We start from the raw sequence: 22,162 nt of genomic DNA, 5'->3' as shown, positions 1-22,162 counted from the left end.
AGGTTCAGGCATCACGGCACAATTCTGCACCGAGACCGCGCAGCATAACCAGGCAATCTTCGAGTTCGGACAGAAGAATGAACTCATCCGGCCCATGCGCGCGGGCAATATCGCCCGGCCCGCAGATGATCGAGGCAATGCCGGCCTGATGATAAAGCCCGGCCTCGGTGCCATAACTGACGGCCTGGACCGACGGCTTGCTGCTCAGATTTTCCATCAGTTCGACAAAACCGCGATCGGCACACGGTGGCAGGGCCGGATAGCTGGAGGTCTCCCGCCATGTGGCAGAGAGAGCACGGCCCGCCGCCTGCGCCTCGGCATTCAGCACCTCGATACGCTCGATGATCGACAAACTCAGCGAACGCGGATCAATGCCGGGGATCGCTCGCGCTTCGTACTGAATCTCGGCGCTGTCGGGAATGATGTTGACCGCCGCACCGCCGCGCACCACGCCGGCCTGACAGGTGGAATGCGCGGGCACAAAACGTGCATCGAACGGCCCGTTGCGCTCCATGCTCTCGGCCATGCTGCGAATGTGCATGAGCATGTCGGCTGCGGCATAGATGGCATTTTCGCCAAGCGATGGATTGGACGAATGGCCGGCCTTGCCGGTGAAGCTCAGTTCCAGCGACTGTTTGCCTTTGTGCGACAGGACGGGCCGCATGCCGCTCGGCTCACCGATGATGGCGCCGGCAGGTGGTGCGCAAAGCTCAGGCAGGCGGGAAATCATGTTCCCGACGCCGCGACAGCCGATTTCCTCGTCGTAGGAGAAGGCCAGATGCACCGGCCGTCGCAACGGCATGGCGGCAAATTCCGGCACCATGGCCAGCATGCAGGCGAGAAAGCCCTTCATGTCCGTGGTGCCACGGCCAGTCAGCCTGCCATCATCGACGGCAAGGCGGAACGGATCGGTCGTCCAGACCTGATTGTCGACCGAAACGACATCGCTGTGGCCGGAGAGTATGTAGCCCGGCCTGTCACGCGGGCCGATCGTCACGAACAGGTTGGCGCGGTCACCTTCAGGTCCCGGCAACACGGTCACCTCTACCCCGGCATACTGAAGGTGTGAGCGCAGGCACTCCGTGATCACCGTATTAGGCGTACCCGGTAGAGAGGGGATGGCAACGAGATCAGCCAGAATTTCCTGAACGGACATGTTCACTCGCCCCTCTCAAAGCCCGCCGATATGGAAGGTTTTGGTTTCGAGATATTCGTCGATACCAAGCATCGAGCCTTCACGTCCCAGCCCCGACTGCTTGACGCCGCCGAAGGGTGCCACTTCCGTGGAGATCAGGCCGGTATTCAGGCCCACCATGCCGGTCTCGAGCGCTTCTCCGACGCGGAAAGCGCGTGCCAGATCGCGGGTGTAGAAATACGAGGCCAGACCGAATGGCGTGTCGTTGGCGATGCGGATCGCCTCATCTTCCGTTTCGAAGCGGAAAAGCGGTGCCACCGGCCCGAATGTTTCCTCCTGCGCCAGCATCATGTCCGTATTGGCGCCGCTGAGGACAACGGGCGTCACGAACTGCGCGCCTTCCGGCCCGGAAGCGGCCGAAGAAATGACCTTCGCGCCCTTCGCCAGCGCATCGGCGACATGGCGGTTGATCTTCTCCACCGCTGCCGAATTGATCATCGGGCCGATATCCATGCCATCCGTCAAACCATCACCGACCTTCATGGCCGAGACCCGCGCCGCCAGTTTTTCCGAAAAGGCATCGTAGACGCCGGACTGAACAAGGATGCGGTTGGCGCAGACGCAGGTCTGGCCGCCATTGCGGAATTTCGACTGCAGCGCGCCTTCGACGGCAAGGTCGAGATCGGCATCATCAAACACGATGAAAGGCGCATTGCCGCCGAGTTCCAACGACAGGCGCTTCACCGTGCCGGCGCATTGCTGCATCAGAAGCGAACCGACGCGGGTCGAGCCGGTGAAGGACAGTTTTCGCACGACCGGGCTTGCGGTCAGCACGCCGCCGATTGCTTCCGGCTTGCCGGTCAGCACATTGATCACGCCGGCCGGAATGCCTGCGCGCTCCGCCAGAACGGCGAGAGCAAGCGCCGAAAGTGGCGTAAAATCAGAGGGTTTGATGACGACCGTGCAGCCGGCCGCCAGAGCCGGCGCCACCTTACGGGTGATCATCGCATTGGGAAAATTCCACGGCGTGATGATGGCGCAGACACCGACCGCCTCCTTCATCACCATGATGCGGCGGCCAGCCGTTGGCGACGGAATGGTGCTGCCGCCGATGCGGCGCGCCTCCTCGGCAAACCATTTGATGAAGGCATTGCCATAGGCGATTTCGCCGCGCGCTTCGGACAACGGCTTGCCCTGTTCCAATGTCAGGATCCGGGCCAGATCTTCGGTATGTTCGGCCAACAAGGCCGACCAGCGCTCCAAAAGCTTGGCACGCTCTGCTGCCGGACGGGCACGCCATTCGGGTAGCGCCTTTTCGGCGGCGGCGATCGCCTGCGCCGTATCGTCGGCCGTGTTGTCCGGCACCTGCGCAATCACCTCGCCGTTGGCCGGATTGACCACCGCCATGCGCGCGCCATTCGACGCATCACGCCATTCGCCGCCGATCAGGCAGCCGGTTCGAAACAGGTTGGCATCGGAAAGCCCAAGCATGAAAACACCCTTTCGTCTTTTCCCATATGTGCAACGTTGGGCGCGGACGATCCTGCGGTTCTTTTCCGATGCCGGGCAGAATATGCTGCGCTTTCAGAAAAGACCGGCAGCAAATCACGGGCAGGTCTGCGACCTTTGCCGCAAAGACATGAGGAGAGACGGATGGGCGCTCACAAGATTGCAATAATCCCCGGCGACGGGATCGGAACTCCGGTCACGCAGGCGGCGTGGCAGGTCATTTCCGAGGCCTGCGCACTGGATGGTGCGGCGCTCGAAGCGACGTGGTTCGACTGGTCCTGCGACACATTCTTGAAAACCGGCCGGATGATGCCGGAAGACGGCATTGAGACATTGCGCGGTTTCGACGCCATCCTGCTCGGCGCCGTCGGCTGGCCGCAGAAAGTGCCGGATTCGGTTTCGCTGCACGGTTTGCTTCTGCCGATCCGCAAAAATTTCACCCAATATGCCAATATCCGGCCGCACCGGCTTCTGCCCGGCGTCGTCGGGCCATTGCGGGCTGAAAAATTCGATATTCTCTGCATCCGCGAAAATACCGAGGGCGAATATTCGGGTGCCGGTGGCCGCGTGCATCAGGGAACGGCCGATGAAGTGGCGGTCGAAACCTCCATCTTCACCCGCACAGGTGTCGAACGCATTCTGCGCTTCGGTTTCGAACAGGCCCGCAAGCGTCGCGGCAAACTGGCTTCCGTCACCAAGTCGAATGCGCAAAAATACTCGATGGTGTTCTGGGATGAGGTCACCGACCAGCTTGCCGCCGAATATCCCGATGTCGAGGTGTCGCGTTACCATGTGGATGCGATTGCCGCCCGTTTCGTCATGGCGCCGGAAACGCTTGACGTCGTCGTGGCCTCCAACCTGTTCGGTGACATTCTGACCGATCTCGGTGCGGCCATTCAGGGTGGGCTTGGGTTTGCGGCCTCCGCCAACATCAACCCGGACCGCAGTGCGCCGTCGATGTTCGAACCGGTGCATGGCTCGGCACCGGATATCGCCGATCTCGGCATCGCCAATCCGATCGCCACCATCTGGTCGGCGGCAATGATGCTGGAACATCTGGGCGAGACGGCTTCAGCCGTCCGTGTGATGGCCGCAATCGAAGCCACGACGGCAGCGGGCATCGGCACCACGCCGGGCCAGAATTCGACGGATGAAATCACCAACGCGGTCAGCGAGCGGATCGCCTGACCTGTTGCACCACCAACTGCGCCTGCCGGGTCACCCGGCGGGCTTGGAGGGTCAATTATCCGGGAAAAGCGTACGCAGCGGCAGGTGATGTTTCACGAAGGGCGATTTCATCACGATGAAGCTGAAATATTTGTCGATGCCGATCTCCGCCTCGAGCAGGCGCTCCATCAGTTCCTGATAATCGGAAATGCTGGCCGTCACGAATTTCAGAAGATAGTCGTAGCCTCCGGAAATCAGGTGGCACTCGATCGCTTCCTCCACCTTTTCGATCGCCTGCTGGAAGCGTGAAAAATCGTTCTGGCGGTGGTTGCTCAGCGTCACTTCGGTAAAGACCGTGACGGTCGGGCCTAGTTTGGTGAGATCGATATGGGCGGAATAGCCCGTGATATAGCCCACCTGCTGCAGTTTTTTCACCCGCATCAGGCACGGGCTCGGCGACAGATGTACGAGTTCGGCAAGTTCGACATTGGTCAGGCGGCCGTTCTTCTGCAGCTCGTGCAAAATCCGAATGTCGATGCGGTCAAGCTTCACGTGCGTTCCCTTGCGTTATCCGGCCGGTGAGCCATCCCATGCATAGTATCGGGCAGTTTGTGTTCCAGCCAGTGCAGAAAAGCAGATGGCAGCCTTTCGACGGATCCGATCGGATTGCGCTATCCCAGCGCCTGATTGGCGAGGCCAAATACAGTCAGTTGCGGTGATTTGCCGATCGGTTCCAGCTGCATCGTCGTCACGTGATCAAACAGGGCAAGGCCTGCCTGTTCGAGTGCCGCCTGCAGCGGCCCGTTCGGATGGCGGGTGTCCATGCGCAGGAAGTTGCCCTCATGGAGGGCGATCAGCGGGCGGATGAGCGCGACCGCATCTTCCTCGCTTGCCGCCACGACCGGGCCGAGGACATGCCCCCGGCCAAACCGGCGACACAGGGCGTAACCGTTGATCCTGCCGTTTTCCTCGAGAACCATCGCTTCCGAGAGGGTCAGCAGATGTTCGATCACCGGGCTTCGATCCGAGCCGAAACCGCGTTTGTCCGTCTCGATGATCCCGGCCGCATCCGTCTCCGTCATCAGTCGCACACGGGCGTCTTCCCCCGCAAGGGCAATGGCCGTGCCCTGATGCTGCAGCACCAGCGCAAAAGGCTGGAATCCCATGGACAGATAGAGATTGTAGGCCGCCTTGGTGGCATTCAGCCGCCGGACCTTGCCTTGTGTCCGTTGCAGCATTTCATCCATCAGCCAACGAGCGGCGCCATGGTTCTGCAGGCGCGGCGAGGTGATGACCATGCCGATATTCGCAACACCTTCGCCAAGCGGAAACATCATGGCAGAGCTGACCGGACGGCCGATTTCATCAAAGGCGATGACACCTTCGCCAAGAGCCAGCGCCACGGCCCAGTCTTCCGGCCGATGCGGCCAGTTTACTGCAATCGACAGCTCGTGCAGGCGGGGAATGTGTTCCTCCTGCATGGGAACAAGCTGAAGCTCGAAATTGTCGATTTTTCTCGTTTCCATCCCGGTATCCGCTCAATGCCGCTTCTGACAGAATAACAGTCTAGAGGTGGAGCGCAGCATTTTGCGCGCTTTCGCCCCGCCCCCACGCCATTTTGTTCTGCGGGGCTTTCAGTCGGTCACTGCAAATGCGCAGTATCTTCGGCCACCCGCAGCCGATACGGCATAAATGGCCATTCCCTTTGCTTTAGCCTCTCTCCATCATGGCCGGCGCCTATCCGTCGGCACCGCTCCAGAACGGATGGACTTTTGCATGACGCTTTCTTTTGACCCTGCCACGCTACATCTGCCGAAAGGTCATTTTATCGACGGCCGTTATGTCGAGGGTGCGGATGTTCTGGAAATCCGGCGACCGAGCGATGGCAAGCCGTTGTCCGCCATTCCGGTTGCCGATGCGGCTCTGGTCGATGAAGCCATTAACATTTCGGCGCGCGTGCAACGCCAGTCCGACTGGGCGACCTGCATGCCACGCGACCGGGCCCGCATCCTGCGCCGCTTCGCCGACCTGATAGATCAGGAGGCCGGATATCTGGCGCAGCTGGAGGCCGTCTGTTCGACACGGCCGATCACCCAGGCGCGCCAGAGCGATGTGGTCAACTGCGCCGATCATATCCGCTTCTTTGCCGAATTCGCCGACAAGGAAGGCGGCCAGGTGGTGCCCACCGCCGATGCGCAGATGGGCATGATCCTGCATGAACCCTATGGCGTGATCGGCGCCATCGCACCATGGAACGTGCCGTTATCCATGGCCGCCTGGAAACTCGGCCCGGCGCTGGCCGCCGGCAACGGCATCGTCATCAAACCTTCAGAGATGACGCCGTTCTCCACACTTTACCTCGCCGAACTGGCGGTGCGCGCCGGCATTCCGGCAGGCCTCGTCAATGTCGTGCTCGGCGACGGTCCCACAACTGGTACCGCCATCACCACGCATCCGCTGGTTGGAAAAGTCTCCTTTACCGGCTCCACCCGCGCCGGTGCGCAGATCATGCAGGATATCGCCCGAACCGGCATCAAGCCGATGACGCTGGAGCTTGGCGGCAAGAGCCCGCAGGTGGTGTTTGCCGATGCCGATATCGATCTCGCAGCCGCCTGCATCGCCCGCTCGATCACCGGCAATGCCGGTCAGGTCTGCGTGGCCGGTTCGCGCCTGATCGCCGAAAAATCGGTGGCCGAGGAACTGGCAGCCAAGATTGCAAAACATATGGCCGCCATGCGTCCCGGAAAGACATGGGATGAGGCGACGACCTATTCGCCGATCATTTCCGAAACGCAGATTTCTCGGATCGAAGCGATCGTCGATGCCGCGAAAACGGCAGGTGCCGAGGTGGTGACCGGCGGCTGCCGCATGGAATCGGATGGTTATTTCTATGCTCCGACCATCCTTGCCGGCGTTGATGAAACCAACCCGGCTGTGACCGAGGAGATATTTGGACCGGTCCTGAGCATCCAGACTTTTGAGACCGAAGAACAGGCAACGGCACTTGCCACCCACCCGACCTATGGTCTGGCATCCGGCCTTTTCACCCGCGACCTTTCCCGCGCCATCCGCATGTCGCGCAAGCTGGAAGCGGGCACTGTCTGGGTCAACCGTTATGGCCGTTCGCGCGACATGATCCTGCCGACCGGTGGTTACAAGAGTTCCGGCCTCGGCAAGGATCTCGGCCGCGAGGCCTATATGGGCGCGATGCGCACCAAGTCCGTGCTGATCGACCTGTGATCCATCAACAGGAAAAGGTCCGGATTGCTCCGGGCCATTTCTTCCTGAATGGTCGGGTTGAGCGTCTCCGTTACTCGAATGGGGTCGCTCCGAGACACGGACAGAGTCGTGCCTTGGCGATCTGAGCTTTTCAAAAAACACCCGCCGTTTTGCGGGGCATGTGGTCGGGGCACTGAAAGCTGCCTCGTAATTTAGTTAGTAATTGACACCTCTCAGTGCCCCGTTCGGCGGTTTTTGCCCGCGACTTCGGTTCCTCTGCAAACGCCATTCCGGTGAGTTGCCACCGACTGGCGAGATCATGTGTGCCGCACAGGCACGCCCGGCGCGCTCTTTCGGGCTTCAGAAACAGAGAGACGTTTGACGGCCTCTCCATTTCCCCCGTGTCGCCAGAGGGGAACCAGTTTCCGCGAACCCAGGACATGAGGTTTTGCGTCTCACCCTCATGCACTGCGCCGGCTCCAACTCGCCAGGACGCCTCCCGGTGTATCCACGATGGAACACGTCGAGTTTAGGCACGGGCTTTCAGGGCGTGGATGAAATGGGGTTCAACTTTTTTACAAGTTATTGATTTGGCTTCGAACTATTTTCTGGAAATAAGGCAATTGGGGCAACGTGTTCTGGTTGCGACATGGCGGTTGGTGCCGGGTCGGCGTTCCGGAGGTCGAGTCCGGCGAGGTCACCCCTCACCAAGCGCGTCCGGCGATCGGCTTTGCCTCTCGCGGACTTGCTATCCTCTCCCGCAAGGGGAGAGGAAACGATGGCGGTTCGGGACCTCGATGACACGCGGGGAAAGCCGCTGCCACAGGCTGCATACGATCACGCGTGAGCGAATTTTCGCACCAGTTCCGGGTCCTGCTTGAGATTGTCGAGCCAGGTCGGATCGAGCGTCGGCAGCGATGAGGCCAGAAGCTTGGTATAGGGATGCCGCGCCTCTGCATGCAGGTCGGCCGCCGCAAAAGTTTCCAGCTTTCTGCCGCCGAACATGACCATCACCTCGTCGCAGAGCGATTGCACTGTGTGGATGTCATGGCTGACGAAGAGATAGGAAAGCTGCAGTTCGCGCTGCAATTCCTTGAGCAGTTCCAGAACTTTTGCCGCAACCACCGTATCCAGCGCAGAGGTGATCTCGTCGCAGAGAAGGACATCCGGCTTGGCGGCCAAAGCGCGGGCGAGATTGACGCGCTGGCGCTGGCCGCCCGACAGTTCGCGGGGCAGACGATGGCGGAACTGCGCCGGCATGCGCACCATGTCGAGAAGTTCGATCACTCTGCTGTCGCGCGCCTCGCCCTTCATGCCGTGATAGAAGGTCAGCGGACGGCCGATGATATTGCCGACTGTCTGGGCAGGGTTGAGCGCGGTATCAGCGAGCTGGAAGACGATCTGCATTTTCCGCAGCTCGTCCTTGCCGCGCGCATCCACCTGCGGCCGCAGCGGCCTGCCGTCCAGAACGCAATCACCCGAAGCCGCCGGCAGCAGGCCAGCCGCCACGCGCAGAAGAGTGCTCTTGCCGCAGCCGGATTCGCCGATCACGCCGAGCGAATGGCCGCGCTGGAGGGTAAGGCTGACGCCATCGACTGCAACGATATGCGGCTTGCCGTCGCTTTTGACATTGCCGTAACCGGCAACCACATCGCGCATTTCCAGAACGGCGCTGCTTGCTGGCCGCGACCCGGCGGGCTCGGCTTCCACGGGCTCGAAGGCCGAAATCAGCGCCTGCGTGTAAGGGTGCGCCGGCGCGCCGACGATCTGTTCCGTCTCTCCCGCTTCCTGCACCTCACCATCCTTCAGGACGATGATGCGATCGGAAATCTGCGCCACGACGGCGAGATCGTGCGAGACATAAACACCGGTCATGCCGCGATCGAGAATGGCGGACTTGAACGCTTTCAACACCTCGATCTGGGTGGTGACATCAAGCGCCGTGGTCGGCTCGTCGAACACGACGAGTTCCGGATCACCGATCAGCGCCATTGCGGCGGCGAGACGCTGCAGCTGTCCGCCCGACACCTGATGCGGATAACGATCGCCGATCGTATCGGGTGATGGCAATGACAGGCTGCGGAACAGGCCAATCGCCTTCTGTCTTGCAGCCGCCTTGTCGAGAATGCCGTGGATTTCGGCGACCTCGACCACCTGGTCCATGATCTTCTTCGACGGATTGAACGAGGCGGCGGCGCTCTGCGGCACGTAGGACACCGTGTTGCCGCGTAGCTTCTGGCGCTCCTTTTCAGAGAGCGTCATCAGGTCCTTGCCGTTCAGCAGAACCCGACCACCGGAAAAATGGCAGCCCGAGCGGGCATAGGCCAGAAGCGAGAGCGCAATCGTCGTCTTGCCTGAGCCGGATTCGCCGATCAGCGCCAGCACTTCCCCGCGCCGGACATCGAAGGAGACGCCCTTGAGGATTTCGATCTTTCGGCCGCTATCGGTGGTGGCGGTGACTTTCAGGTCCTCGACCTTGACCAGCGTTTCGCCCACGGTTTTCGAATGAATGGTCATGGTCTACTCCAGCTGGTCGCGAATGCGCTGCGGCAGGTTGTCGATCAGGAGATTGATGGCGAGCGCCAGACTGGCCAGTGCCAGCGACGGCACGACGACGGCCGGCGATCCGTAGGAAATGCCGATCATGTTTTCGCGCACCATGGCGCCCCAGTCCGCGAAAGGTGGCTGTACACCGAGGCCGAGGAAGCTGAGCCCCGACAGAAGCAGAATGATATGCACGAAACGCAAGCCCAGATCGGCCATGATCGGGCCGACGATGTTGGGCAGTATTTCGTGGATCATCACATAAAAATGCCCCTCGCCCCGCGCCCGTGCAGCCGCGATGAAATCGAGCGCATTGACGTTGATCGCCATCGAGCGGGTGAAACGATAACATCCGGGGAAGAAGATGATGGTGATGGCGAACACCAGGATCGGAATGCTGGAGCCGCCGCCCGCCACGATGACCAGCGCAAGAAGCAGGTTCGGGATGCCGACAAAGGTATCGATTGCGCGGCTGAGAATGGTGTCGAACAGGCCACCAAAGGCGGCGGCAAAAAGGCCGAGCGTGATGCCGATCAGAGCCGCCAGGATGAGGCCGACAAAGGCGATGCCGATCGTATAACGGGCACCGACGATCAGGCGGGAATAGATGTCGCGACCGAGATAATCGGTGCCCAGCCAGTATTCTTTGCTCATCGGGCCAAAGTAGTCGTAGCTGACCATGTCGCCGACCGGATAATGAACGAGCAGTGGTGCGAACAGCGCAATGGCGGCCCAGAACAGCACGACAGCAAGGCAGATGGCGGCGATCGGGCGGATGTGGAAACGGAGCTTGCGGCGTGGAGCAGCGGAAACGGTCATCAGCGCAACCTCGGATTGGACAGGATGGCGATGATGTCGGCAGCGGTGATCAGAACCAGATAAAAACCGCAGAAAATCATCGAGCAGGTCTGGATGAGAGGCATGTCGCGGGTGGAGACGCCATCCACCATCAGCTTGGCGAGGCCGGGATAGTTGAATACCGTTTCGACGATGATGACACCGCCTAGAAGGCCGGACATGCTGAGCGCCACGGAATTGACGATCGGCGCCACGGCATTGGGCAAAGCGTGGCGCAGCACCATGCGGCTGCGTGAAGCCCCCTTCAGCATGGCCATCTCGACATAAGGTGTTGCCATGGCATCGGCGATCGCCGCGCGTGACAGGCGGATCATCTGCGAGCAGCTGCCGAACACCAGAACCGAAACCGGCATGATGAAGGCGAGTACGATGGTGCGAAAATCCGCTGTGGCCGGGATGAAGGACAGGGCCGGCAGCCATTGCATGTAGACCGACAGCCACATTACCAGCAGCGTGGCGATCATGAATTCCGGAAAGGAAACGAGCATGATGGCGGCGGAAGAAATGGCCCGATCGAAGATCGAACCCTTCCAGATCGCGGCAAAGATGCCGAGGCCAAGCGCCAGAGGAATGGTGATCGCCATGGTGATGGCGGCAAGCGTCAGCGAGTTGGGCAGGCGTTCGGCAACGAGATTGGCAACCGGACGGTCGGAGACATGCGAATAACCGAGGTCACCTGTCAGAAGACCAAAGATCCATTCGAAATACCGTAGGATCGCCGGGCGATCGAGGCCGAGTGTCTCACGCAGCTGTGCGGCCGCCTCGGTGGTGACGGCCTGGCCCAGCAGTTCCTGCGCCGTATCGCCGGGCAGCAGTTCGGTGATGAAAAAGACCGCCAGCGACACGAGAAACAGCGACAGAATGGCAATCGCCAATCTCCCGCCGATCATCTCAAGGATGCGTTTGTTCATATGGGCTGGCCTCTCGCTCAGTCAGAAATTCCGGCAGAAACGGCGCGCGGTGACCCGCGCGCCGGATCGATCAGGCATCGAGCCAGACTGTGTCGGCGATATTGTAGCCCTGCAGCATGCCGAGCGGGTGCGGATTGAGGCCGCCGACCTTGGTGCTCATGGCATCGGCGCTGGCGATATAGGCCGGAATGATGGTGGCGGCATCCTTTGCCACCATCGCCTGCATTTCACCGTAGATCTGCTTGCGCTGCGCTTCGTCCAGCGAACCGCGGGCTTCCAGCAGTATCTTGTCGAACTTGGCGTCGACATAACGGCTTTCGTTCCAGGCGGCATCCGACTTGTAGAGCAACGAGAACAGGATATCGGCGGTGGGGCGGGCATTGATATTGCCGAAGTGGAACGGCGCCTTGATCCACTGGTTGGACCAGTAGCCATCGGCCGGCATGCGCTGCACGTCGATCTTGACGCCGATCTTGGCGGCATCCTGCTGCAGCACCATGGCCATGTCGGGCGATGCCTTTGCAGCTTCCGAGCAGATCAGCGGAATGCCGACACCAATAAGGCCTGCCTTTTCGAAATGGTGCTTGGCGCGTTCCGGATCGAAGGTCGGCGGCACGACGTCTGCATTGAAATACCGGCTGGCGCGCTGGATCGGCTGGTCGTTGTGCGGCTCGCCGAAACCACGCAGGACCGCGCGGTTGATGGCATCGCGGTTGATGAGCGCCCGAACGCCGTCGATGAAATCCTTCTTGGAGCCCGGCTCCATATCCATGCGAATGTTGAGGTTGGTATAGCTGCCGCCGGGAGCAACCATCAGACGGAGCGCAGGATTGTTCTTGATCAGCGGCGCCGAGCGGGCATCCATCGAGGCGCCGATATGGATATCGCCGGACAAAAGCGCATTTACGCGAGCGTTTTCATCCGGGATGCCGAACATCTCGATACTGTCGACGAAAGCGGCATCCGACTTGAAATAGTTCGGATTGCGCTTGCCGACGGTACGGATGCCGGGCTCGAACACTTCGGTCATGTAAGGGCCGGTGCCGACTGCCTTGGTGAATTCGGTCGTGCCTTCCGGAATGATGACGAAATGGTAGGTGCCGAGGATGGCCGGAAGGTCAGCATTCGGCTGGTCGAGTTCGATGCGAACCGTATTCTTATCGACCGCCTCGATCTTGATCATCGCCTTGGCGAGCGCATTGGCGCGCGAGGTCAGCTTGGGATCGACATGGCGGCTCAACGAATAGACCACGTCGGCGGAGTCCATCGTCTTGCCGTTGTGGAAAGTGACACCGGTCTTCAGCTTGATCGTCCAGACCTTGGCATCCTTGGTATCGAAACTTTCGGCCAGCTCCATCTGCGGGGTGAACGAGTTATCGAGCACTGTCAGCTTGTTGTAGAAGGTCGACATGCGCATGTAGTCGCCCTGCGCGGAAGCGCGCACCGGATCGAGCGTATCAGCCGTCGAGGTGGAATTGAGCGCCACGCGCAATGCACCGCCTCGCTTTGGTGTCTGGGCCACGGCATTTTGTGCCGAGCCGATAAACGTGCCGGCAGTGGCGGCAACAACGCCACCTGCGGCGAGCATGCGAAGCAGATCGCGGCGGGTCGCACCGCGACGAATGGCATTTTCGACTGCGCTGTCGTCGTTGCGGCTCCAGCGGGACTTATCGAACTGATGTGTCATGGCGATGCTGTTCCCTATTATTGTTGGTCAGAGAGCCTTTATTGACCTTTTCGGGCAGCCGATCTGGCAAAGGACAGGAAAGCTCACTGCGCTCACTATCGCTCGCCTAGGGGTAAAAGTTACGCGGTTTTCGTGTCCGCGACCGCATAATGTTTTATGAAATGTTGGCGGACAGGTGTTGTGTGCTGCGATACCGGCTTTGATGCCTTTCGCGGAAACCGGACCCGTTCACCGCCATCTGGAACGGGTCCTGCAACTGTATAAGTGCAATTCAGTCAGGGCGGATAAGGGCGACAACTCCCGGTCGCCGCCCAGCCATTTTTACCTCAGGCCGCATCCGAAGACGGTTGCGATGACAGGGCGATCTTGCGCGCAGCAACGAAATCGACCTTGCCGGACCCCAACACCGGCACCACGCCGACATTGACCTCGGCCGGAACCATCATGTCCATCGCACCCTTCGACTTGGCAAAACTCGCGAAATCGCTACGCGTGGCGTTGGGTGCATCGGTCAGCAGGATCAGGCGTTCGCCCTTCTTGGCATCCGGCACCGAGGACACCACCGACAGGCTGCCCGGCCAAAGCTGACCGGCAAGCGCTTCCACCGCCGCCAGCGACACCATCTCGCCGCCGATCTTGGCAAAGCGCTTGGCGCGACCGCGGATGGTGACAAAACCGTCCTCGTCGATGGTGACGATATCGCCGGTATCATGCCAGCCGCCTTCGAGCGGTTCGAGCACGCCGGGATTTTCGGCCCGCAGATAACCGGCCATGACATTGGCGCCCTTGATGAACAGGCGGCCGCCTTCATCGATGCCCGGCACCGGCTCGAGCTTCCATTCCATGCCCGGCATGATCTTGCCGACCGTGCCGGAGCGATTGAACATCGGCGTGTTGAGCGAGATGACCGGTGCGGTTTCGGTGACGCCGTAACCTTCCAAAATGCGCAGGCCGAATTTTTCCATATAGGTTTCGCGGGTCGATGCCTTGACCGGTTCGGCACCGGAAAAGATGTAGCGGATCGAGCGGAAATCATACGGATGCGCCGTGCGGGCATAACCGTTGAGGAACGTGTCGGTACCGAAGATGATGGTGGCATTCGACGTGTAGATCAGTTCCGGCACGATGCGGTAATGCAGCGGCGACGGATAGAAATAGACTGGCACACCGGCGACCAGCGGCAGGACCGTACCGGCGGTCAGGCCGAAGGAATGGAAGACCGGCAGGATGTTGAACACCTTGTCGCCGGAGTGGAAATCAATACGCGAGGCGGCCTGGGCGGCGTTCGACAGGATGTTGCGATGCGTCAGCACCACACCCTTCGGCGCACCTTCCGAGCCGGAGGTGAAGAGGATGACGGCGGTGTCTTCCGCCGTCTGTTTCACCAGCGGCTTGTAACGGCGGAAGAGGCCCAAGATCTTGTCGAAGGCGGTGATGGTTTCACGCAGATCGTCGAGCCAGACAATCGTGACTTCCTTTTCCAGCTCGGCGATGATCGGACCAAGCTTGCCCTGCGTGACGAAGGCGTGTGAGCAGAGCACATGCTTCACCTGCGCCGCCTTGCAGGCCGACAGGATGTTGGCGGCACCGGCAGTGAAATTCAACATGGCCGGAACCTTGCCGGAAGACATGACGCCGAGCACGGTGGCGGCAGTGCCATTGGCATTCGGCAGCATCACGCCCAGCGTCTTTTCGTTCGGGAACATGGTCTTGAACTTTGCGCCCAGTACGGCGGCACCGGTGAGCAGCTTGCCATAGGACAACGGGCCGCTGATCGGATCCTCGACGGCAAGCTTGTTGCCACCCTTTTCCTGCGCCGTCTCGATGATGCGTTCCAGCACGGTGAGATTGGTGTTGGTCGTCTTGAACAAGAGCATCGACATGATCTTGTAGAGGGCGGCACCGGCGGCGATGCGGCGCTTGCGACCTTTCAGGTCTTCCGGCACTTCGAGACGCACCGGTTCAAGGATGGTCACCTTGACCTTGGGGAACAGGCGACGGCGCACCTGACCGCCGGAAAGGCGCGAAAAATAGCTCTTTTCCAGACCATCGATACGCACGGGCACGATCATCGAGCCGGTCTTGTCGGCCACCATGGCGGCGCCGTCATAAACCTTCATCAGCGTGCCGGTGACCGTCAGGCGACCTTCCGGGAAAATGCCGATGGCATTGCCGTCCTGCGCCACCTTGATGAGCGAGCGGGTCGCCATCGGCTTGGTCGGATCGAGCGGCAGGAATTTTGCCATTTTCAGGAAGGGGCGCACCCACCATGCCTGGGCGATCTTGTAATCGACGGCAAAGACCGGTTCTTCCTCGGTGATGGCGAGCGCCAGCGCACCATCTAGGAAGCTGACATGGTTGAGCGCGATGATCGGCGCGCGACCGGCCTTGCGGATGTTTTCAAGTCCCTCGACCTCCAGACGCATGAAAGCGCGAAAGAGGATCGAGATGAAATCGCGGAAAGGGTTTGTCGGCAGCGTCTTCAGCATCAGCCAGGCAACTGCGATGTTGATGATGGACAGGCCGAGAATGATCATCGGCACGGAGACGCCGACCGCCTGCAGGACGGCCACCAGCGCCAGACCAACGGTGATGAACAGGGCCGACAGGACGTTGGCACCGCCGATGACACGGGCACGGCGTTTTTCGTCCGCCCAGGTCTGCATGGCGGCAAAGGTTGGGACCGCGAGGAAACCGCCGCCAATGGCCATGCCGGCGAGATCGATCGCCACGCGGATGGTGTTCTGGCCGGCGAAAAATTCCGAAATGGTTTGGGCATGCGTAATCGACTGCAGGCCCCAGAGGTTCCAGGCGAGATCGATGCCGAACAACGCGACGATGGCGGTGCCGACAGGCGCCGGCAGAAGCACGACGCGACCAGCCGACATCCAGCCGGCAATGGCAGAACCGACGGCGATCGAGATCGCGAAGATGGCGAGATAAGCGGGGACCACGAGTTCGGAGCCGCCGAGAATTTCGCTGACCATGATCGGCAGCATCGACATGACGAAGGCGCCGACGAACCAGAACCAGCAATTCATCAGGGCAGTGCGCCAGACGCGCGTGTCTTCGCGCAGTTCTTTCACCAGTGTCAGGCTGGAGCGCAGCACATTCTTGTCGATGACGAGAGACGGCGCCTGCGCGCCGGTGCGCGGGATCATGCGGGCGGACAGCCAGCACAGGACCGACAGAACCATCATCATCGGGCCAAAGATCCAGACGCTGTCACCCTCGGAGAATGCGAGTGCGGCAACGATGGTGCCGGTGAGGATGGCGATAAACGTGCCGCCCTCGATCCAGGCATTGGCCTTGGGAAGATCTCTGGTTTCCAGAAGATCGGGCAGGATGCCGTATTTGATCGGGCCGAACAGCGCCGAGATGACGCCGAAACCGAACAGGGCGATCATCAGGATGAAAATCGAGGAAAAGGCGATGCCGATGACCGAGATAGCGGCGATGCCGATCTCGGCGAATTTCAGCCGCTCGGCCATTTTTGCCTTGTCGTGCTTGTCGGCGAGTTCACCGCCCAGCGCCGACAGAAGAAGAAAGGGAACGATGAAAATGCCGCCCGCCAGCGTGACGAGTGCAGCGCCCTCACTGGCCATCGTTGCCAGGATCAGGAAGATCAGTGTCTGTTTGAGAAAGTTGTCGTTGAAGGCGGAGAGGAATTGCGTCCAGAACAGCGGCGCAAACTTCCTCGTTTTCATCAGACTATCGTGCATGGCGCTTTCCTTTTCGATCACGGCAGGAAGACCACGGAATTATTAGGCAATGATTGAAAGCCGAAATAACTCCGTGGCATCGTTAACGAGACTTAGTCGTCGCTGTCACGGTTGAACTTGACGAGCAGCTTTTCGGTCTTGGCGTCTTCGATCTTACGGATCAGCTTTTCCGATTCCGAATTGTCGCGCAAAGTCTTAGTCATGTTGACCGTGGTCTGCACGAGCATGAGAATGCCCATGGCGAGATACCCCTTGCCCCACAGATCGAGCGGCATCATCCACAGGCCGAGCGCCAGCATGAAGGCGGCGGCACCAAAAGAGATGTAGGAAAAGCTGACCCAGCTGGAGGAGTGTTTCTGAAAGCTGTCGTTCATGATCTTGGTTCCTTATCGAGATTTGAAGAGTGAGGTTGAATTTCAGGCAGTGGCGGCATCGAGGCGGGTGCGCAGACGCGCCAGCACATCATCGGCGGAAGAGCGCAAAGGCGCACCGCAACCGGCCTCGGCCAGGCGCTCCATCAGACCGGCCGTGCGCGTCGGCCCGTCCATCTGCTTGAGAACGGCGGAGACCGTATCGGTCTGTTTCTGCCGGTCGCGCAGGCGCTCCAGCGTGCGCTCGGCATCGTCCAGCGTGGCGAGATTGGCGCCAGCGGCGGCATGGTCGATCTTCTGAGCAGCGTCGGTGGCGCGGGCCAGCCGTTCGCCGCGCTGCAATTCCTTGAGGCGACCTTCCGCCGAGCGGACGGTAACCTTCAGGTTGGAGATGGCCGTGGAAAACTGCGCCTGGGCCTGTTCCGAAGCCGTCTTTTCCGCTTCGAGGAAGGCGATGGCATCGGCAGCTTCGCGGGCCAGAGTATCGTTGCCCTTGGAAAGCGCCGCAAGCGTGCGCTCCTCGAGATCGGCGATGCGCGACAGGACCGCCGCATACTGGCTGCGCTCTTTTTCATTCTGGGCAATGGCGACGGCCAGCGCATGTTGCGCCGACTGGATGGACTGCGCCGCATCGCGGATCTGCTGAGCGAGCAGCGGCATGGCATGACGATCCGCTACGGCCTGCTCAGCGTCATGAGCCTTTCCGCGCAGAAGTATTGCAATCAGGTTGAACATTTGACGTCTCCCGTTTATGAACGTTGTTCACGAATGAATGTGTCGCACAAACTTGAACGACGTTCAAGAATTATTTTGAACATCGTTCAATATTTTTCGGGATGACGAAATGGGCCGGCGAGAAGACAAACGCGAAGACCTCAAAGCAAGGCTGCTGGAGGCCGCGCGTGATCGCATCGAACGCGATGGCGTGGCCAACCTGCGCGCGCGCGATGTCACGCAGGACGCCGGCTGCGCTCTAGGCGGCCTCTACAGCGCCTATACCGACCTGAATGACCTGATCATTCATGTGAACTCGACCACGCTGAAGGCGCTTGAACAGTCCCTGGCGCTAGCTGGGGTGAAGGACAGGTCGCCCACCGACCGGCTGCGCAATCTTGGACAAGGCTACCTGAAATTTGCGATGGCAAACCGCAATCTCTGGAAAGCCCTGTTTGAACACGCCCTGCCGGCCGATACGCCCTCGCCGCAATGGCACCTGGACGAGCATCTTTTTCTGCTGAGCATCATCGCCGAACCATTGAGGGAGCTGCAGCCCGAGATGAGCGACGAGGACCGGGCGGTGCGCGCCCGCACCCTGTTCGGCGCGGTTCACGGCATTATCAGCATCACGCTGGAGGCGCGCTTTGTCGGCCTGCCGCCGGAACGGCTGGAGCGGGAACTCGACGAAATCATCATCATGATCGCCGCCGGTGCCGCTGTCATGCGCAGAGATTGAACCTGAAAGCGGGCGCGCCATGACAGCGCCCGCCATCTTTCTGCCGGCCCGAATTCCTGAATAGATCCTCATCGTCTGCACAAAAACTGCAAACGCCCTGGGCATTCTGTCGGCATGAAAAAGCACCTCATCCCAGATCGCTCCGCCCTTCCCCGTCTGCCTTACCGCCTTCTCAAGGAGAACTGGTGGCTGCAGGAGGATTTCAACGTCGAAACCGGCATCGCGTCGCCGTTCAAACGTCTTGACGGCACCAGCAAGGTCCCGGCTGACCGAAGGGCGGTACGGACATGCAACTGACAAATGCCGCAACCATTACACCGCGCTCGCCGATCATCGGTAAAATCCGCTTCTTTGTCCTTGTGGCGATGATCGCGCTGGCCGACTTTCTGTTTTTTGGTCAGGCGCCCGGCCTCAATCTTTTCCTCATGCCGATCGCACTCACCGCTGCGGTTCTGCTGTCCGCTTCCAGACAACCGCATCCCGTCACATCAGCGGCCTATCTTGGCGTCTCGGTGCTTGCCGCTGCGCCACTGCTGGAGGCTCCGACGGTTAGTGGCTTCATCCTCGCCATGACCGCCGTCATCCTTGTTTCGCTGGCGAATGCAAAACTTCTGCCGAAAAGCCCAGGTGCGATCCCCTTCATTATTCTGCGCTTTCTGCCGAGCTTCGTGATCAGGCTGCCCCAAGCCTGCCACCGGATCTTTGCGTCTCATTCCGGCCGCACACTGTTTGGCACGACCGTGAAATCGATTACCGGCTGGCTTTTTCCGCTGGGCATGGGGCTGGTTTTCCTTCTTCTGTTCAGCGTCGCCAATCCGCTGATCGAGATGGGCCTCAACAATATCGATCTCAGTTTTCTGCTGCATCTGCCGGATCTCGGCCGAATGACTCTCTGGCTCATCGCGGCACTCGTCAGCTGGGCGATCATGCGGCCACGCCTTATCCGCCGGTTCAAACGCCGCGCGCCTGACGAAGCCGCAATCAGCGTCAAAGCCAGCGATTTTCTCGATCATACGGCGCTCGTTCGCTGCCTGTCGGTCTTCAATCTTCTCTTTGCCATGCAGACCCTGCTCGACCTCATGTATCTCTGGGGTGGCGCCGAGCTGCCGGCCGGCATGAGCCACGCGGAATATGCTCATCGCGGCGCCTATCCTCTGGTGGCAACGGCACTGCTGGCCGCTGCCTTCGTGCTGATCGCCATGCGTCGTGGTGGCCCCGGAGATCACAGCCGGCTGATCCGCATCCTCGTCATCGCCTGGATTTTGCAGAATGTGCTGCTCTGCCTGTCATCCATTCTGCGCCTTGACCTTTATGTCGAGACCTATTCGCTGACGGGCCTTCGCATTGCCGCAGGCATCTGGATGGGACTGGTTGCGGCGGGCCTTACGCTTATCCTGCTCAGGATCGCGCTGCGCCGCTCCAACCAATGGCTGATCTCGATGAACCTCGCCACCCTGGCAACAGTTCTCTACCTCTGCGCATTTTTCGATTTTTCCGGGTTCATTGCCCGTTTCAACGTCGAAAACAGCCTTAGACCCGAACATCAGGGCGAACCGCTCGATATCCACTACCTCGCCTCACTCGGCCCCTCCGCAATCCCCGCTATCGACCGTTATCTGGCATCCCTCCCAGCCGATGCTGTGGAGCGCCCAAGAGTGGAATACCAGAAACAGGAAATGCTCGATCGTTTCGCTGCACGGTCCACGGACTGGCGCAGTTGGAGCTACCGCCAGCACCGAACGGAAACCTATCTGCAATCAACCGCTTTGATCGAAAGGTGAAACGGCGATATCACCCATACCATCGCATTTTCAGGAGAAGTCATGGCACCCCGCATCCTTGTCGTCGATGACGAGCCCAATATCCGCGAGGTGATCTGCTTTGCGCTGGAACGCGCCGGCATGACCACGGCGACGGCGGCAACCGGCACGCAGGCGATGATGACGTTTCGCGCCGGCAGGATCGACCTGATCGTCCTCGATATCGGCATGCCGGACATGGATGGCCTCGAGGTCTGCCGGCAAATCCGCAAGACGTCTTCTGTCCCGATCCTGTTTCTGTCCGCACGGGATGAAGAAATCGACCGCATCCTCGGCCTCGAAATCGGTGGCGACGATTATGTCACCAAACCCTTCAGCCCGCGCGAACTTGTCGCGCGGGTCAAGACGATCCTCAAGCGCAGCGGCCCTGGCGCGATGGAGAGGAACGATCAGGAGATGACAGTGGGAGACCTGCGTCTGGATCGCGCCGGCAGGGCAGTCACGTTTGCCGGCAGCGCGCTGACGCCCACGGCGCTGGAATTTGCAATCCTCGAAGCCCTGATGGGGCGACCGGACATGGTGTTCAGCCGGGAGCAACTGATGGTCGCGGCCTATGGCCCCGGCACCTTTGTCGCCGATCGCACGATCGACAGCCACATCCGCAACATAAGGGCGAAATTTGCCGCAATCGGCGCCGAGAACCTCATCACCACCGTGCATGGCGTCGGCTTCAAGCTTCATGCCGGCGATGGGAGAGCGTGACATGCCGGCACCGCAGGTAAAGCCGAAATGGCGACCGCCACTGGCGCTGATCGTTTATGCCGTACTTCTGTCGATCATGGCATTGCCCATCGTCAGCATCATCTGGTTTCGCACCACCGACAACGACGGCTCGCTAACGACCGCGACCGAGGCCAGCGCGCTTGTTGTCGTGCTGCTGGTGACGCTTGCCGTCGCCTATGTTCTCAGTCGCAACATTACCGGCCCAATCAATGCGCTGATCGCCCGATCGGACGAAATCGCCCGTGGCGGACGAGCAGCGATCCAGCCGCTCGGCAGTTACGGTACACGCGAGATCGCTACGCTTTCGCAGAGTTTTCTCGATCTCGCCGGGAAGCTGGTCGACCGTAGCGAATATGTGCGCTCGTTTGCGGCGCATGTCTCGCACGAATTGAAGTCGCCTTTGACCTCGATCCGCGGGGCGGCCGAGCTTTTGCGCGATGATGACGACGAGCAGCCGATGACCCGGGCGGAACGGCAGCGTTTTCTCGAAAACATCATCGCCGACTCCAAGCGGCTCGACCTGCTGCTGGCAAGGCTGCGGGAACTTGCGCATGCGGAAATGCCGATCCCGAGCGGGCAGAGTTCGACCGACGACATCTGTCAGATGTTGCAAGCACGATTTCCCGCTTTCGAAATTGCCGCTGCAGGGCAAACGAAACGGCGCGTCGGACTGCCGCTCGAGGCAGCGACCGTTGTCTTCGGCAATCTCGGCAAAAACGCTTTCCAAAACGGCGCGACCCGCATCGAGATTCATGTCTCTGTCGTCGCCCGTTCCGTCAACATCCTCTTCCGCGACAACGGCAATGGTATCTCGCCGGCAAACCGGGAACGCATTTTCCAGCCATTTTTCTCGACCCGTCGCCATGCGGGCGGAACCGGCATGGGGCTGGATATCGCCCGCACCATGCTGGCATCACACGGGGGAGAGATTGTGCTGCAGGACGCCCCCCACTCCGGGACCACATTCGCCATAACCGTGCCGCTGGCATGAGACCGCTCCATAACCAACAGGTGACCGCTAAGAGGCTGTTCGACAATTGACA

Annotated in this window: 17 protein-coding genes; 6 read left to right on the top strand and 11 right to left on the bottom strand. The window is 60.3% G+C overall.

Annotation, left to right across the window (positions count from 1 at the left end):
* Window positions 1-4 precede the first annotated feature (4 nt).
* Window positions 5-1,156 carry an acetylornithine deacetylase gene (gene argE / locus GAO09_RS13400; RefSeq protein ID WP_153354503.1) on the bottom strand — a complete coding sequence of 384 codons (1,152 nt, stop codon included), beginning with the start codon at window positions 1,154-1,156 and terminating at the stop codon, window positions 5-7.
* Window positions 1,157-1,171: 15 nt separating this feature from the next.
* Window positions 1,172-2,626, bottom strand: a complete 1,455-nt coding sequence (locus tag GAO09_RS13395) for an NAD-dependent succinate-semialdehyde dehydrogenase (RefSeq protein WP_153354502.1) — start codon at window positions 2,624-2,626, stop codon at window positions 1,172-1,174.
* Between the two features lie 162 nt (window positions 2,627-2,788).
* Between GAO09_RS13395 and GAO09_RS13390 the strand changes: the two genes are divergently transcribed.
* On the top strand, window positions 2,789-3,832 hold the full coding sequence (locus tag GAO09_RS13390) for a tartrate dehydrogenase (RefSeq protein WP_153354501.1): 1,044 nt from the start codon (window positions 2,789-2,791) through the stop codon (window positions 3,830-3,832).
* A 51-nt stretch (window positions 3,833-3,883) separates the two neighbouring features.
* Here GAO09_RS13390 and GAO09_RS13385 read toward each other — a convergent pair whose 3' ends face one another.
* Window positions 3,884-4,363 carry an Lrp/AsnC family transcriptional regulator gene (locus GAO09_RS13385; RefSeq protein WP_324184898.1) on the bottom strand — a complete coding sequence of 160 codons (480 nt, stop codon included), beginning with the start codon at window positions 4,361-4,363 and terminating at the stop codon, window positions 3,884-3,886.
* A 119-nt stretch (window positions 4,364-4,482) separates the two neighbouring features.
* Window positions 4,483-5,337 carry a GNAT family N-acetyltransferase gene (locus GAO09_RS13380; protein WP_153354500.1) on the bottom strand — a complete coding sequence of 285 codons (855 nt, stop codon included), beginning with the start codon at window positions 5,335-5,337 and terminating at the stop codon, window positions 4,483-4,485.
* Window positions 5,338-5,587: 250 nt separating this feature from the next.
* Between GAO09_RS13380 and GAO09_RS13375 the strand changes: the two genes are divergently transcribed.
* Window positions 5,588-7,051, top strand: a complete 1,464-nt coding sequence (locus tag GAO09_RS13375) for an aldehyde dehydrogenase family protein (protein WP_153354499.1) — start codon at window positions 5,588-5,590, stop codon at window positions 7,049-7,051.
* An 816-nt stretch (window positions 7,052-7,867) separates the two neighbouring features.
* On the opposite strand, the gene GAO09_RS13370 is transcribed toward GAO09_RS13375, so the two are convergent.
* The 7 genes from GAO09_RS13370 to GAO09_RS13340 form a co-directional block, all read right to left on the bottom strand.
* Window positions 7,868-9,547 (bottom strand): ABC transporter ATP-binding protein, encoded by a 1,680-nt coding sequence (locus GAO09_RS13370; RefSeq protein WP_153354498.1) that lies wholly within the window; start codon window positions 9,545-9,547, stop codon window positions 7,868-7,870.
* Window positions 9,548-9,550: 3 nt separating this feature from the next.
* The gene (locus tag GAO09_RS13365; protein ID WP_153354497.1) at window positions 9,551-10,393 is read right to left on the bottom strand and encodes an ABC transporter permease; all 843 of its coding nucleotides are present in this window, start codon (window positions 10,391-10,393) and stop codon (window positions 9,551-9,553) included.
* Window positions 10,393-11,343, bottom strand: a complete 951-nt coding sequence (locus GAO09_RS13360) for an ABC transporter permease (RefSeq protein WP_153354496.1) — start codon at window positions 11,341-11,343, stop codon at window positions 10,393-10,395. Before GAO09_RS13360 ends, GAO09_RS13365 begins: the two co-directional genes overlap by 1 nt.
* Window positions 11,344-11,413: 70 nt before the next feature.
* Window positions 11,414-13,030: an ABC transporter substrate-binding protein gene (locus GAO09_RS13355; RefSeq protein WP_153354495.1), complete on the bottom strand. Its 1,617-nt coding sequence runs from the start codon at window positions 13,028-13,030 to the stop codon at window positions 11,414-11,416.
* Window positions 13,031-13,356: 326 nt separating this feature from the next.
* The gene (locus GAO09_RS13350) at window positions 13,357-16,752 is read right to left on the bottom strand and encodes an acyl-[ACP]--phospholipid O-acyltransferase (protein WP_153354494.1); all 3,396 of its coding nucleotides are present in this window, start codon (window positions 16,750-16,752) and stop codon (window positions 13,357-13,359) included.
* A gap of 92 nt (window positions 16,753-16,844) precedes the next feature.
* Window positions 16,845-17,126, bottom strand: coding sequence for a YiaA/YiaB family inner membrane protein (locus GAO09_RS13345; RefSeq protein WP_153354493.1), 282 nt, complete (start codon window positions 17,124-17,126; stop codon window positions 16,845-16,847).
* Window positions 17,127-17,168: 42 nt separating this feature from the next.
* Complete coding sequence (locus tag GAO09_RS13340; RefSeq protein ID WP_153354492.1) at window positions 17,169-17,858, bottom strand: PspA/IM30 family protein; 690 nt, start codon at window positions 17,856-17,858, stop codon at window positions 17,169-17,171.
* Window positions 17,859-17,967: 109 nt separating this feature from the next.
* On the opposite strand from GAO09_RS13340, the gene GAO09_RS13335 reads away from it, so the two are divergent.
* The 4 genes from GAO09_RS13335 (at window position 17,968) to GAO09_RS13320 (ending at window position 22,110) form a co-directional block, all read left to right on the top strand.
* Window positions 17,968-18,576: a TetR/AcrR family transcriptional regulator gene (locus GAO09_RS13335; protein WP_153354491.1), complete on the top strand. Its 609-nt coding sequence runs from the start codon at window positions 17,968-17,970 to the stop codon at window positions 18,574-18,576.
* 287 nt (window positions 18,577-18,863) lie between these two features.
* Window positions 18,864-20,357, top strand: coding sequence for a DUF4153 domain-containing protein (locus GAO09_RS13330; RefSeq protein ID WP_153354490.1), 1,494 nt, complete (start codon window positions 18,864-18,866; stop codon window positions 20,355-20,357).
* A gap of 42 nt (window positions 20,358-20,399) precedes the next feature.
* Entirely contained in the window at window positions 20,400-21,098 is a 699-nt protein-coding gene (locus tag GAO09_RS13325; RefSeq protein WP_153354489.1) for a response regulator transcription factor, read from the top strand.
* 1 nt (window position 21,099) lies between these two features.
* The gene (locus tag GAO09_RS13320) at window positions 21,100-22,110 is read left to right on the top strand and encodes a HAMP domain-containing sensor histidine kinase (protein ID WP_153354488.1); all 1,011 of its coding nucleotides are present in this window, start codon (window positions 21,100-21,102) and stop codon (window positions 22,108-22,110) included.
* Window positions 22,111-22,162 lie beyond the last annotated feature (52 nt).

Source organism: Endobacterium cereale, from assembly GCF_009617585.1.
GTDB classification, from domain to species: Bacteria; Pseudomonadota; Alphaproteobacteria; order Rhizobiales; family Rhizobiaceae; genus Neorhizobium; species Neorhizobium cereale.
Note: the sequence above shows the minus strand (reverse complement) of the source record. Positions and strands in the feature narration are given on the sequence as shown.